Origin of the sequence: Phenylobacterium sp. (assembly GCF_022402485.1) — a bacterium.
GTDB lineage: Bacteria > Pseudomonadota > Alphaproteobacteria > Caulobacterales > Caulobacteraceae > Phenylobacterium.
On the sequence record NZ_JAKRSA010000023.1, the window covers coordinates 176,755 to 188,965 of the forward strand.

Consider the following 12,211-nt stretch of genomic DNA (forward strand, 5'->3'; position numbering starts at 1 on the left):
GCGGGCCCCGGGGCAGATCCTAAATGACACTCCTAATGCCGCCGCCGGTCCCGACTTTGGGCGCGCCAGGGCCGGTGGCTGACTGACCGCGTCTGCGCGCCCGCCAAAGGACCCCTGATGTTCAAGCTCCCCGACCTTCCCTACGCCTACGACGCCCTGTCCCCGGTGATTTCCGCAGAAACCCTGCGGTTCCACCACGACAAGCACCACGCCAAATATGTCGACAATCTCAATGACCTGCTGAAGGCGGCGGGTGGGACCCCCACAGCCTTGGAAGACGTGGTCAGGGCCGCTGCGGCAGACCCGTCCCAGAAGAAGCTCTTCAACAATGCCGCCCAGACCTACAATCACACCTTCTTCTGGACCTGCATGACCGGGCAGGCCCAACAGCCGCAGGGGGATCTCGCGGCAGCCATCGACCGGGACTTCGGCAGCCTGGCCAAGCTGAAGGACGCCTTTGTCACCGAGTCGGTGAACCACTTCGCCTCAGGCTGGGGCTGGCTCGCCGCCGAAGGCGACAAGCTCAAGGTGCTCTCGACCCACGACGCCGATGATCTGCTCACCCATCAAGGTCTGACGCCGCTGCTGACCTGCGATGTGTGGGAGCATGCCTACTATCTCGATCATCAAAACGACCGGAAGGCCTTTGTCGAAGCCTGGTTCGACAAGCTGGCCAACTGGAGCTTTGCCGCAGCCCAGTATGACGCCGCCCGGGGAAAGGGCGAGGCCTGGCACCACCCTGCGCCCACGGCCTGACCAAACTGCAGCCCTGGGCGCGCTTGAAGCCGCCCGGGGCTGCAAGTCGCCTGGCAAGCGGCTTACCGGCGTCGATCCAGGGACCAGGTCCGATAGGCCTCAAACCGTTGGCCTGACCAGGCCAGCGCCTTGACCCGGATCGCCTCGGCATCCGCCTCGATCAGGTTAAAGCTGGCCGCAACGCCCCGCTCCCGGACCGACAAGGTACCGCAGCCCACAGCATAGGTGCGCGCGTCGGCGAACGGATAGGGCAGGGCAAAGGGGGCGTGCACATGCCCCGACAGCACAAGGTCGACCCGGGATTCGCTGAAGGCCCGCGCGGCGTCCGCACCCCCCCAGACCCGGGCGGTCATGGGACCAGCGATCATTTCAGTGAGCGGGTGATGCAACGCCACCAGGCGCAGCCGGTCGGCCGGGGCGGCGTCCAGGAAGCTGATGGCGGTGCGCACCTGATCGCGGGAAATCTGACCTTTGGACCAGTTCAGCCGCCACTGTGCGCCGCGGGCGGTATTGATCCCCGCCACGGCGACCTGATCATCGAGATGGGACTGGTGCCAGGCCGGCCCAATGATCTGCTCAAACCGGGCAAAAGGCGCAAAAATACGCTCAAACCAGGCGAGATAAGGCGCATCGTGATTGCCCGGCGTCACCAGCCAGGGCCGAGGCAATCGCTCTAGCCAGGCCCTGGCCGTCTCCAGTTCTGCCACCTCGGCAAAGCGGGTGATATCCCCCGTGATCAGGGTCAGATCGGGGGGATCGTCCTGCAACAGAGCCGTGGCCGCTTCCAAGGCGGTGAGGTTCTCATCGCCAAAGTGAATATCCGACAGCTGAGCGATGCGGATCATGGCGCCGCCGGATCAAGTGCGCTGGCGGCGACGTCACCCCAGGCACCCCGGGGCGGCTCGTCGCTGGGGGCGAGCACCCGGGCCACCTGCGGCACGAAGGCGACCCTGGCCATCGGGCCGAGCTGGACCGTCTCGCCGTCCAGCAGGGCAGGGATATCCCTGGCCGCCCAGACGCGGGCCTGCCGGCACAGGCCAAGATCAACCGCAGGGTCATTGCGCCAGTCGCCGACCGCCGCATTCAGTCCGAGCCGGACGGCCTCCAGAGCGCTGCTGAGATCAAGGCCAGCGGCCTCCAGGGCCTGCTCATCATCCGACAGCCGCCGGCTTGCGGTCGGGCACATGAAGATCACCGCCTCCCCCTTCTGCCGGCCCCCTGAGCCGATCACATACCGAAGCCGACTGGAAAAGGCCCGGGACCACGCCGTGCGCGCCCGCTCCAGCGCCAGGCGGGCCTTGCCCTGGCGCATGGCCTCCCGGGCCGGAGCCCAGAGGGCTGGCGCTCCGAGAATAGCGGCCACCAGGAAGAGCTTGCCGTCCACCGTGCCCCCCGCCAGGGGCCGCTCCACCCCGCTATCGAGGATGTCCACCAAGGCTTCCTGCCAGGGACGAGCACCATAGATGGCATGCGGCAGCATGTTCATCGTCCCGCCAGCCAGGGGCGCAAAGAGCGGGCCGTCTTTTCCGCAAAGCTCAGCTGCGCTGCGGGCTGTGCCATCTCCGGCCACCACGACCAGTAGGTCGGGGCTGGCGGCTATGGCCGCCTTCAGGCTTTGCCTCAAACCCTCTGGGGCTGCGGCTTGAACCCTGGAGCTCAACCCGTACTGGGCCAGAATTTCCCCGGCCTCTCTCGGCGCGTCAGCCGAGACGCTGCCCGAGGCCAGATTCAGGACCACTTCGACTTTACGAACACCCGAAATCACGGAGAGGTCCTAATGGGCTTCATCAATCGGTGCCGCGCTGTCCGAAGGCTGGGTCGCTGCCTCTAGGGAGGCACCTGCCCCGGCCAGAACCTCGCCAGCCTCGCCAGCCGCCGCGCGCAGTCCAGGTTCAGCTCGATCAGCGACCACCGACAGCTTCTGATCCACGACCGCACCGCCCTTGCCGAACGACCCATACCAGGCCGCAGTGCCCAGTATGACGGCTCCTGCCACGGCGACCAGTCCGATCAACAGCGCGGCAACCGGATGACGACCCCGGCGTCGTTCCACGTCGCGGCCCTCATGCAGGCCTCGCTCATAGGCCAGCTCGATGTCCCTTTGGTCGGCTGCGGGGGCAAGCTCAGCCGCCTCGGGATGGGTGACATTCAGAGGCAGGCCCTCGCGGCCGTGTCGTGCAGATCGCGGCCACATGCGGGGCGCTCCATTTGTTGTTGCGGCCAAGCTAACGGCGGGGACCGCCAGGGGTTCCGCCTGACAGCTTCTGGCCCCCGAACCCGGATCTGTCGGCGCGTCCGGTTTCGGGAACCTCATCCCACGCGCTGGCGTTTGACGTTCGGCACAAGCGCAAGGAGAGCCTGGAATGATGAAGTCAATTATCGCGATCGCAGGGGCGGGCCTTCTGGCGGCCGCCTGTACCTCCACCGGCACGGTGGAACGTAATGCCGCCGGCGGTGCGGCCCTGGGTGCCCTGGCGGGCGCCGTCATCGGAAACAATGTCGGCTCAGGCAGCGCGACCACGGGGGCGGCGATCGGCGCGGTCGCTGGCGGTGCGGCTGGTGCCTACAAGGGATGCCGCGAAGACGGTGGCTGTGGGGCTAATGCTCCAAACCGTCGCCAGTATTACGATGAGCGCGCAGGTCGGTACTATTTCTACGACTCCGCCAGCCAGCGCTACTACTGGGAAGATGGTCAGGCGCGTAACTGACCCGCCTCTATCCAAAGCTCGACACAAGGGCGGCCAGCGATGGTCGCCCTTTTTCATGCCACCGCGCCCCGACATGGCTGAAGGCAAAAGAAAGCGGCGGACCCGAGGGGGTCCGCCGAAGGGGGTAACATCGAGAGTTGGGGGGGTGCGGAGGCAGCAGGCTGGCGGAGTGTCGCCAACCTCAAGTCGGGGGGGCGTCGCTGCCTCCGCATCATCACAACGCCCTGCCCCTGAAGGCGTTCCCCTGGGTCACGAACTTTTTGCTGCTGGCGTGAAATGGCCGTCTCGATGGCCGTCAGGGGGAACAGACGCCCACGGTCGGCGTTGCGTTTGCGAGGGTGGCTCCCAGGAGACAGGCATGAACCGCCCGGAGCGTCTGGGCCTAGACCTGCCAGCCCCCCAGAGCTGCCCAGGGTCTGGCAGCGCAGGTGCCTTCCATAGACCCAGCTTACCAAGGAGCCCCGCATGGCCGACGCCCCAAACGACACCGCGACAGAGATCGCCGCCACCCCCGTACGACAGGGGGCGCTGGGCCGGCCGATGATGATCGTGCTGCTGGTCTCGGTCACCCTGGCCTTTATGGGCCTGATGGCTGCGTGGCTGATGCGAGCAGATGACCTGGCCGAGGGCGATCCCTCCGCCGCCCGCCAGGCGAGCGACGCACAGATGTTCGAGCAAGACGCCCCGACGCCGCAGATCCGCGACCTCGACGCCGCCGACGCCCCCTCTGGAACGTCGCCCCAGCTCTAGCCCATGGGGTGACCGATGCATGGCAGGCGATGGAGCATCACCAAGGCGCGCCGCACATGAGGCCTGGCCAAAAAAGCATGAGACGCCTGGGCCAGGCGAGGGGGTCCGGGGACCACCCGCTCGCCCAGAGGGCGAGCGGGGCCGGCCTCAGGCTGCCGCCTTGGACTTGCGACGGGGATGGAAGAACAGGGCCTGTCCAATAGCCGCCTTTACGGTCTCAGGTTGGAAGGGCTTGGTGATCAGAAAGGTCGGCTCCGGACGCTCCCCCGTGAGCAATCGCTCCGGAAAGGCCGTGATAAAGATCACCGGTACGTCCAGCTTGGCCAGGATATCCTTGACGGCATCAATCCCCGAAGAGCCGTCCGCCAGCTGGATGTCGGCCAGCACCAGGCCAGGGCGGTTTCGTCCCACGGCATCCACCGCCTCAGTGCGGGTGGCAGCGATATCGATCACCGTATGGCCAAGCTCGGTCACCAAGGCCTCAATATCGGCGGCGATGACCGGTTCGTCCTCGATGATCAGCACATCGGTGGCCAGTTCGGCATCGATTTCCGATTGTGCCTCAGCGATCAGGCCGCCCACCTCATCAAAGCTCGCCCCAAGGATCTGAGCGGCCTCGCTCGGGGTGAAGCCTTCCAGAGCGGTGAGCAAAAAGGCCTGGCGCGAGCGTGGCGCGATGCGCATCAGCCGGGCGTTGGCGTCGTCAACCGTCCCCTCGGAGGCCGGTGCCTCGAGTTGAGCGCCTGTGGTGCACCAGATGGCGTGGAAGACCTGATAGAGCGCGACCCGTGGGGTCAGGGCTGAATCAAGCGCCTTTTCACCGGCCGCAATGGCCTCCAGAGCCACCCGGACATAGTGGTCTCCCGTTGTTTGGTCCCCGGTCAGGGCGCGACCATAGCGTCGAACATAGGGCAGATGTGGCGCCAGCCTGGCTAGAAGACTCAATGACCCCTCCCGAAGTGACAAGCGTAAGTACGCGACCGCCTCTCATGCGAGCACGTTTGATCCATCAACCTCACAGAACGTCACAAGAGGGAACCGGTTCCCCGCATCCGGCGTTTTCGACATGCTGAGTTGAGGCGGCGACGCCGTTTCTTGGAACTGGACGGGGGGCCGGACGTTTGAGCGATCAGGATGACAGCATGAAGGGGCGTTCGCCGCCTGTGCGGAACGCCGGGGATATGATCGAACACCAATCCGAACTTCCGTCGGTCGGGCCCGAAATCAGTGCTGCAGCCTTGGACGAGGCACGCCTGCGACAACAGGCCATTGGCGTGCGCCTGCGGCAGATGTTCGACGAGGTGGTCAATGAACCCATCCCGGACGACTTCCTCGACATATTGCGCAGAGCTGACAAGTCGGCGGAGCAAGGCTGATGGTGGATCGCAGCCCCCGCGACCCCGCCCTCGATGCAGCCTTTAAAGCGGAAATCGTCACCTTGATCCCGCACCTGCGGGCCTTTGCCCGGACCCTCTGCGGCAATGCCACCGCCGCAGACGACCTGGCGCAGGATGCGATGATGAAGGCCTGGGACGCCCGGGCCAGCTTCCAGATGGGCACCAATATGAAGGCCTGGACCTTCATGATCCTGCGCAATCAGTTCTACTCCGAGAAGCGGCGCTCCTGGCGCCAGACCCAGCTTGACCAGGAGGCCGCCGAACGGACGCTGGTGGCGGTGGACGATCCCGAGGCGCCCGTCGCCTTGAACGAACTGAGGCTGAGCCTTGGCATGCTGCCGCCCGAGCAACGCGAGGCTCTGATCCTCGTCGGGGCCGGCGGTTTTGCCTATGAAGAAGCGGCCGAAATCTGCGGGGTAGCGGTCGGCACGGTCAAGAGCCGGGTCAGTCGGGCCCGCAGGGCGCTGCTGGCGATCCTGGAAGCTGGGGCCTACGACCGTGACGGCAGGGCCGCCGGAGACGCTATGGGGTCGATCCTGGCCGACGCTGAACGGCTTAGCACCGCACGCTGACGGCCCGGGGGGGCCAGGTCATGAACGGGGAACCCTGGGCCGCGCTTGGCACCATCCGGCTGCGCCTCATCGCCGCCACGGCAGCAGCCCTGGCCCCGGTGCTGATCCTGGGTGCCATCCAAACCGGGCTCGCATTCAACCATGAACGGATGCAGGTCCGCGAAACCCTGGGGTCCGCGGCGCAGCGGGGCGCGGCCGACGCCCGGGCGCGGATGGAGTCCGCCGACATTCTGCTGGAGACCCTGGGGCCGGGTTCAATAGGCTTTGACTGTGCGCTACGACTGGCCGAGGTGAGGGCGCGGATTCCGGGCTACGAGAATCTTATCCGTTTTGACCGGGCAGGCCGGGTGGCCTGTGCTGCGGGCACTGTGCCCACCGATCCCACCCGGGGCAGACGTCCCTGGTTTCAACAGGTTCGCGCCACGGGGGCCATGGTCATCACCCGCGACCCAGGGGTAGCCTACGCCAACAAGCCGGCCCTGATGGCCGTGGCCCCAACCTATAACGCCGCCGGCGAGTTTGATGGTGCCCTGGCGGCCATCATCGCCCTGACCAGTCTGCAGCCCAGCACGGCCGCTGCCGCCCTGCCCGAAGGGGCTGAGGTGGCCTTGCTGGATGACGCGGGGCGATACCTCAGCCTGACAGACCCCGCGGCCTTTGCCTCCCCGCCAGCAGGTTGGCAAAATCAGGTTCAGGAGGAGGGATCCGTCGTCTGGTATGCCAGGGTAGGCGGGGAGCACCGGGTGCACATCGCCGCCCCCCTGGTGGGCGACAGCCTGTTCGTGATCCTCTCGGCGGACTCACCGGGCCTGTTTTCGTGGGCCCGGCTGAACCCCCTCACAGGTCTCGCCCTGCCTATTCTGACCTTCGTCCTTGTGCTGGGTTCGGTGTTCATCGCCGTCGACCGGGTGGTGGTGCGCTGGCTGATCTATTTGCAGCGGATTGCAGCCCTCTATGGTCGAGGCCGCCTGACGGTTCGTCCTGCCCAGGCTGAGGACATGCCCCTGGAGATTCACGATCTGGCCGAGGCCATGGAGAACATGGCCGACGCCATCGTCGGGCGGGACGCCTCTCTGCGCGAGTCGCTCGCCCAGAAGGACGCCCTGATGCGAGAGATCCATCATCGGGTGAAGAACAACCTGCAGGTGATTTCAAGCCTGCTCAGCATGCAGCAAAGGGCCCTCACTGATCCTGGCGCGCGGGCGGCAATGTCGGATACGCGCCAGCGGATATCGGCCCTCGCCCTGGTCTATCGCGCCCTATACCAGGGGCCAGATCTGAAACGCGTGGATCTGCGCCCATTCCTAGAGGAGCTGACGGCGCAGTTGGTGGCTGGAGAGTCCATGCGTGGGCCACCCGTGCGCACAGATCTCCACACCGAGACCCTGATGATCGAGCCCGATCGCCTGGCGCCCCTGGCCCTGTTTGCTGTGGAAGCCATCACCAATGCGCAGAAACATGCCTTTGCCGGACGGGGGGGCGTCCTCAGCGTGGACTTTCGGGTGACTGGAGACACAGCCGTGCTGGAAATCGCCGACGATGGGACGGCCAGTGATGAAGCTCTGTCAGGGTCAGGCGTCGGCCGCACCTTGATGACCGCGTTCGCCCGGCAGCTCCGCGGTCGCTCCGAACTGGTCCGTAACGAAGCTGGTGGGGTGACTGTACGCCTGACCTTCCCGACCTTGCGTCAGACGATTTCAGAGGCGGAAGGGAACCTCTACCAGGCGTGATCGTTGAGCTTGGCGACGCCGCCTTTCCCAAAGATCTTGGAGATCACTATGCGCAAGCTCTTCCTTCTCGTGGCCCTCACCGCCAGCCTGGGCGTCACCGCCTGCAACACCATTTCCGGCGCAGGCCAGGACGTCGGAGCTGCGGGCGACGCGGTCACCCGCTCAGCCGAAGAAGCCAAGAACTAAACCCAGGGCCGCACAACTCACCTTTGTCGTGAGGCCGGCCACTGAGAGAGAACCCCGCCCGGTCTCACCGCGGCGGGGTTTTTTGCGTTGGTGAACGTCAGACAGGGAGGACTCAGGCCGCCGCACGATCGGCAGACGGCAGGGCGAAAAGGCCCAGGGCGCCATCGACAGGTCGCAAACCCTCGCCTGGGGTGACCACGTCCTCGTCGGCCCCAAACAGAACCTTGCCGCCGGGATTCAAGGATGCTGTCAAGTTCTCAATGACCCGCTGGCGGGCGGGTTCGATCATGCCGCTGATCACATTGCGGCAGAAGATCAGGTCAAAACCCCTGACCCTGGACATGTCACCGATCAGGTTCAGCCTGCGCCAACGGATGGTCTGGCGGAGTTGGGGTGAAATCACCCACATATCGTCGACCTTTTCGAAGTGCCGAATCAGGCTGCGAATCGGCAACCCCCTCTGGACTTCGAACTGGGTGTAGAGGCCGCTCTGGGCCTTCTCCAGGGCGCGCTCTGACAGGTCAGATCCATAGAGCTCGAAGCGGACCTCAGGCCACTGCCCAGCCATGTCATCCACCAGCATGGCCAGGGAATGGATCTCTTGTCCGGTGGCGCAGGCCGCACTCCAGATTCGAATGGGTTGATCCGGCCGGCCTTGCGCCAGTTCAGGTGCCAGCACGAGACGGAAGTGTTCGAAGGCCGCACGATCCCGAAAAAAGCTGGTGTCGCCGGCGGCCATGGCCTCGACAATGGCCCAGATCAGCCGCTCCTCACGACTGGTTCTCAGGCCTGTCATCAGATCGGCGATGCTCTCAAAGCCCTCCCGACGGGCCACCGGGCCCAGTCGGGTCTCCAACAGATAATCCTTGGCAGGATCGATCTTCTGGCCCGAGCGGGAAGCACACAGCTGGGCCACAAGGTCGCGGTCGTCGGGCTTCATGTCAGGCCAGCCAGGGCAAACTTCGCCGCCACGATCTCGCTGTCGAAGGGCTTCATGATGTACTCGTCAGCGCCGCTTTCCAGGGCCTCCCGGATCGCGCTGACTTCATTCTCAACGGTGCAGAAAAGGACCTTGGGCCCCTTGCCGCCGGGCTCCATCCGAAGCCCGCGTAGAAACTCCAGGCCATTCATCACCGGCATGTTCCAGTCGAGCAGAACCACATCAGGCATGGTGCTGCGGCACCAGGAAAGCGCCTCAGCTCCGTCGGCGGCTTCCGCCACGTCGAAACCAAGGTCCTCCAGGATCCTGCGGGCGACCTTTCGGATCACCCGGCTGTCATCGACGATGAGGCAAGTCCTCAACCGAACACTCCCAAGTTGACCGGGTCAGTTTTCGGGCCTGCTGGTTAAGGAGGCGTATGGTTTTGCGCGTTCTGGTCCGATGCCCCCCTGTTTTGGGCGCAAAGCCAGATCGGGGTGCTGGGCGACCCAGGGCCCATGGGCGCGCCCGTCAGTCGGCAGTTGCACCGGGCAGAGTCGCGGCGAAGGTGACCTTTTCCTCGCCGACCTCAGCCACGATCTTGCCGCCGGCCTCGCTGACAAAAAGGTGGACGTAATAGGCCTGAACCCAATGACCGTGCAGGGCCCCATCGGGAAGCGGCTCGCCCCTCAGGCCCGCGATGACCTCGGGACGTAAGCGGGGCTTTTGGCCTGTAGACTCCACCAGGATCACCGTGGAGGTGCCATCCTTGACCGCCCTCAGCTTGGCGACACCCCCGAGGGGGAGGGCCGCGCCGGCCATCTGCGCCAGGTTCAGCACCGCCCTTGCTGAAACCTTGTCGAGGCTGTCGGTCTCGACGATCCATTCCAGCTGCGCACGCTGGTGGGCAAACACTCCTTGAGCCAGGGCTTCCAGCTCCCGCGGATCAAACACTTCAGCCGAGGACGAGGCGCCAAACGCCACCCGCGTGAAGGACAGCATCTCGGCGAGTTTGCGCCCCGAGGCTGCGATCAGGCCCATGGCGTCCTCGCGCATGTCCTGGGCGTCTGGATCGTCCAGCAGATCCAGACCCGAAACGATAGCGCTCACCGGGCTGATGAAGTCATGGCACAGGCGCGCGGCCAGGAAGGCTGCGATCTGGGCTGCACCGGGGGGCGTCACCAGATCAGCGGTTAGCGGTTCAACGGCGCTGTCAGTCATGCGTGGCAGACTGGCGTGATTGGTCGCGCCTGAGAAGGTCCCTAGTCGGCGTTTTTGTCTGCTCCAGGCGGCGCGCGCGCAGAGGCCAGGCCCGGCCGGACGAGGGCAGAATGCGCCTGCCCTGCCAGCCACACCCCCCCATCCAGCCTAGGCGGGCTCAGGGCCAGATAACCCGCAAAGCCTGCGAGAAAAGCCAGCGCCGCCAGCCATGCAATGGCGCGGAGGGGGCGGGCGGAAATGGCGTTTCGGGCGCTCATGCCAAACCAACCCCTTCTGTCCGGCTTGGTTGCCTTTGCGGGGTCGCTTTCCCAATCTGCGAACGATTCGCATTGCCCTGCCCTCGGGGCTCTGTTAGGAGTCATTCTCAGGAACTGAGGTTGGGTCTGACGACCCAGGCGGCTCCTCCCTTGACGTGGCCTCCCGGCCAGATCCTCGCCCCGCCCGGAGCCCCACCCGGGTGGGGCTTTTTCCGGTGGCAGATGATGATAGGCCCCTCGGCAAGACTGTATGTGACGCCGATTTGGGTCCATAAGCGCAGCGGTAACGTACTGCCACAGACCAAAGGAGGCGCGTCATGGCTCTGGATTCCGGAGAAGCTCAGAAGACCTTTCGCTGGGAAGATCCCCTCGATCTTGCCGCCCGCCTTTCGGAGGATGAGCGGATGGTGTGGGCCTCAGCGCGGGCCTATTGCCGCGACAAGCTGCTGCCCCGGGTGGTCTCGGCCTATGCCGAGGAACGCTTTGACCGGGAAATCATGCATGAGATGGGGGCCTTGGGCTTTCTTGGCCCGACCATTCCCGAGGAATACGGCGGGGCCGGCGTCAATCATGTGGCCTATGGCCTGATCGCCCGGGAGGTTGAGGCGATCGATTCCGGATACCGCTCGGCCATGAGCGTGCAGTCGTCGCTCGTGATGTACCCGATCTATGCCTTCGGCTCCGAGGCTCAGAAGCAGAAGTATCTGCCGGGTATGGCGCGGGGTGACATCATCGGCTGTTTTGGCCTGACCGAGGCTGATGGCGGCTCTGACCCTGCCTCCATGCGCACCGTGGCCAAGAAGGTCGACGGCGGCTTTGTGCTGAACGGCGCCAAGATGTGGATCACCAATAGCCCCATCAGCGATGTGGCCCTGGTCTGGGCCAAATTGGACGGGGTCATCCGCGGCTTCCTGGTGGACCGGGGCTCTGAGGGCCTGACCACGCCGAAGATTGCCAACAAACTGTCCCTGCGCGCCTCGGTGACCGGCGAGATCGCCCTGGCCGATGTGTTCGTGCCAGAGGACCAGATGCTGCCGGGCGTGTCAGGTTTGCGCGGCCCCTTCTCCTGCCTGAACAAGGCCCGCTACGGCATCGCCTGGGGTGCCATGGGGGCCGCAGAGTTCTGCCTGCACGCCAGCCGGGATTACGTGGCGAGCCGCCAGGTGTTCGGCAAACCCCTCGCCGCCCGTCAGCTGGTGCAGAAAAAACTCGCCGACATGCAGACCGAGATCGCCCTAGGGTTCGAAGGTGCCCTGGCGCTCGGCCGTCTGATCGATGAGGGGGCCTGGGTGCCCGAGGCCATCAGCCTGATGAAGCGCAACAACTGCGGTAAGGCCTTGGCCATCGCCCGGGAGGCCCGCGACATCCACGGCGGCAATGGCATCAGCGGCGAATACCATGTGATGCGGCATGCGGCGAACCTGGAGACCGTCAACACCTATGAAGGCGCCCATGACGTCCACGCCCTGATCCTCGGCCGGGCCATCACGGGTGAAAATGCGTTCTAGAGCCCATCCCCATCTGACGGGCCCCGTCAGATGGGGATAGGCCTGCGCCTTTTGCGGGTCCGGTTATTCACACCCGGGAAGTATTGAGGCTGTATACTGTGATCTGAAGACAAAAAAGCCGCCGGACGTTATGTCTGGCGGCTTTGGGTTGTTTTGGGTGCGGGGACAGGATTTGAACCTGTGACCTTCAGGTTATGAGCCTGACGA

Annotated in this window: 15 protein-coding genes; 8 read left to right on the forward strand and 7 right to left on the reverse strand. The window is 65.2% G+C overall.

All coding sequences use genetic code 11. The annotated features are described in order from the left end of the window. Nucleotides 1-114 precede the first annotated feature (114 nt). Complete coding sequence (locus MH112_RS08940) at nucleotides 115-756, forward strand: superoxide dismutase (RefSeq protein ID WP_365786755.1); 642 nt, start codon at nucleotides 115-117, stop codon at nucleotides 754-756. Nucleotides 757-818: 62 nt separating this feature from the next. Here the strand turns inward: MH112_RS08940 and MH112_RS08945 are convergent, their stop codons facing one another. The 3 genes from MH112_RS08945 to MH112_RS08955 are packed head-to-tail and all read right to left on the reverse strand — an operon-like array spanning nucleotide 819 to nucleotide 2,950. After that, nucleotides 819-1,601 carry a metallophosphoesterase gene (locus tag MH112_RS08945; RefSeq protein ID WP_296566703.1) on the reverse strand — a complete coding sequence of 261 codons (783 nt, stop codon included), beginning with the start codon at nucleotides 1,599-1,601 and terminating at the stop codon, nucleotides 819-821. Further along, nucleotides 1,598-2,521, reverse strand: a complete 924-nt coding sequence (locus tag MH112_RS08950) for a diacylglycerol kinase family protein (RefSeq protein ID WP_365786742.1) — start codon at nucleotides 2,519-2,521, stop codon at nucleotides 1,598-1,600. The genes MH112_RS08945 and MH112_RS08950 overlap by 4 nt, the downstream gene beginning before the upstream one ends. A gap of 9 nt (nucleotides 2,522-2,530) precedes the next feature. Next, on the reverse strand, nucleotides 2,531-2,950 hold the full coding sequence (locus MH112_RS08955) for a hypothetical protein (RefSeq protein ID WP_296566706.1): 420 nt from the start codon (nucleotides 2,948-2,950) through the stop codon (nucleotides 2,531-2,533). A 169-nt stretch (nucleotides 2,951-3,119) separates the two neighbouring features. On the opposite strand from MH112_RS08955, the gene MH112_RS08960 reads away from it, so the two are divergent. Further along, a complete protein-coding gene (locus tag MH112_RS08960; RefSeq protein ID WP_296566709.1) occupies nucleotides 3,120-3,464 on the forward strand; it encodes a YMGG-like glycine zipper-containing protein in 345 nt (114 codons plus the stop codon). A 465-nt stretch (nucleotides 3,465-3,929) separates the two neighbouring features. Further along, nucleotides 3,930-4,214 carry a hypothetical protein gene (locus MH112_RS08965; RefSeq protein ID WP_296566714.1) on the forward strand — a complete coding sequence of 95 codons (285 nt, stop codon included), beginning with the start codon at nucleotides 3,930-3,932 and terminating at the stop codon, nucleotides 4,212-4,214. A 147-nt stretch (nucleotides 4,215-4,361) separates the two neighbouring features. Here MH112_RS08965 and MH112_RS08970 read toward each other — a convergent pair whose 3' ends face one another. Next, nucleotides 4,362-5,159 (reverse strand): response regulator, encoded by a 798-nt coding sequence (locus MH112_RS08970; protein ID WP_296566716.1) that lies wholly within the window; start codon nucleotides 5,157-5,159, stop codon nucleotides 4,362-4,364. Between the two features lie 236 nt (nucleotides 5,160-5,395). Between MH112_RS08970 and MH112_RS08975 the strand changes: the two genes are divergently transcribed. Genes MH112_RS08975 through MH112_RS08990 form a run of 4 tightly spaced genes read left to right on the forward strand, consistent with a single transcriptional unit; the run spans nucleotide 5,396 to nucleotide 8,099 of the window. Further along, nucleotides 5,396-5,590, forward strand: coding sequence for a NepR family anti-sigma factor (locus MH112_RS08975; protein ID WP_296566761.1), 195 nt, complete (start codon nucleotides 5,396-5,398; stop codon nucleotides 5,588-5,590). Further along, on the forward strand, nucleotides 5,590-6,183 hold the full coding sequence (locus MH112_RS08980) for a sigma-70 family RNA polymerase sigma factor (protein ID WP_296566719.1): 594 nt from the start codon (nucleotides 5,590-5,592) through the stop codon (nucleotides 6,181-6,183). The genes MH112_RS08975 and MH112_RS08980 overlap by 1 nt, the downstream gene beginning before the upstream one ends. A 20-nt stretch (nucleotides 6,184-6,203) precedes the next feature. Then, on the forward strand, nucleotides 6,204-7,913 hold the full coding sequence (locus tag MH112_RS08985) for a sensor histidine kinase (RefSeq protein WP_296566722.1): 1,710 nt from the start codon (nucleotides 6,204-6,206) through the stop codon (nucleotides 7,911-7,913). 48 nt (nucleotides 7,914-7,961) lie between these two features. Further along, nucleotides 7,962-8,099, forward strand: a complete 138-nt coding sequence (locus tag MH112_RS08990; protein WP_296566724.1) for an entericidin A/B family lipoprotein — start codon at nucleotides 7,962-7,964, stop codon at nucleotides 8,097-8,099. A 112-nt stretch (nucleotides 8,100-8,211) separates the two neighbouring features. On the opposite strand, the gene MH112_RS08995 is transcribed toward MH112_RS08990, so the two are convergent. From MH112_RS08995 to chpT, 3 genes are all read right to left on the reverse strand, one after another. Next, complete coding sequence (locus tag MH112_RS08995) at nucleotides 8,212-9,039, reverse strand: protein-glutamate O-methyltransferase CheR (RefSeq protein ID WP_296566726.1); 828 nt, start codon at nucleotides 9,037-9,039, stop codon at nucleotides 8,212-8,214. After that, a complete protein-coding gene (locus MH112_RS09000; protein ID WP_296566728.1) occupies nucleotides 9,036-9,401 on the reverse strand; it encodes a response regulator in 366 nt (121 codons plus the stop codon). Before MH112_RS09000 ends, MH112_RS08995 begins: the two co-directional genes overlap by 4 nt. A gap of 148 nt (nucleotides 9,402-9,549) precedes the next feature. After that, entirely contained in the window at nucleotides 9,550-10,239 is a 690-nt protein-coding gene (chpT, locus tag MH112_RS09005) for a histidine phosphotransferase ChpT (RefSeq protein WP_296566731.1), read from the reverse strand. Nucleotides 10,240-10,813: 574 nt separating this feature from the next. Here chpT and MH112_RS09010 point away from each other — a divergent pair. After that, entirely contained in the window at nucleotides 10,814-12,004 is a 1,191-nt protein-coding gene (locus MH112_RS09010) for an acyl-CoA dehydrogenase (protein ID WP_296566736.1), read from the forward strand. Nucleotides 12,005-12,211 lie beyond the last annotated feature (207 nt).

Bases quoted from the DNA above. Each gene is read 5' to 3' on its own strand.
- MH112_RS08945 (WP_296566703.1), bottom strand. From the start codon at position 1,601: ATGATCCGCATCGCTCAGCTGTCGGATATTCACTTTGGCGATGAGAAC.
- MH112_RS08955 (WP_296566706.1), bottom strand. From the start codon at position 2,950: ATGTGGCCGCGATCTGCACGACACGGCCGCGAGGGCCTGCCTCTGAAT.
- MH112_RS08960 (WP_296566709.1), top strand. From the start codon at position 3,120: ATGATGAAGTCAATTATCGCGATCGCAGGGGCGGGCCTTCTGGCGGCC.
- MH112_RS08965 (WP_296566714.1), top strand. From the start codon at position 3,930: ATGGCCGACGCCCCAAACGACACCGCGACAGAGATCGCCGCCACCCCC.
- MH112_RS08975 (WP_296566761.1), top strand. From the start codon at position 5,396: ATGATCGAACACCAATCCGAACTTCCGTCGGTCGGGCCCGAAATCAGT.
- MH112_RS08980 (WP_296566719.1), top strand. From the start codon at position 5,590: ATGGTGGATCGCAGCCCCCGCGACCCCGCCCTCGATGCAGCCTTTAAA.
- MH112_RS08985 (WP_296566722.1), top strand. From the start codon at position 6,204: ATGAACGGGGAACCCTGGGCCGCGCTTGGCACCATCCGGCTGCGCCTC.
- MH112_RS08990 (WP_296566724.1), top strand. From the start codon at position 7,962: ATGCGCAAGCTCTTCCTTCTCGTGGCCCTCACCGCCAGCCTGGGCGTC.
- MH112_RS08995 (WP_296566726.1), bottom strand. From the start codon at position 9,039: ATGAAGCCCGACGACCGCGACCTTGTGGCCCAGCTGTGTGCTTCCCGC.
- chpT (WP_296566731.1), bottom strand. From the start codon at position 10,239: ATGACTGACAGCGCCGTTGAACCGCTAACCGCTGATCTGGTGACGCCC.
- MH112_RS09010 (WP_296566736.1), top strand. From the start codon at position 10,814: ATGGCTCTGGATTCCGGAGAAGCTCAGAAGACCTTTCGCTGGGAAGAT.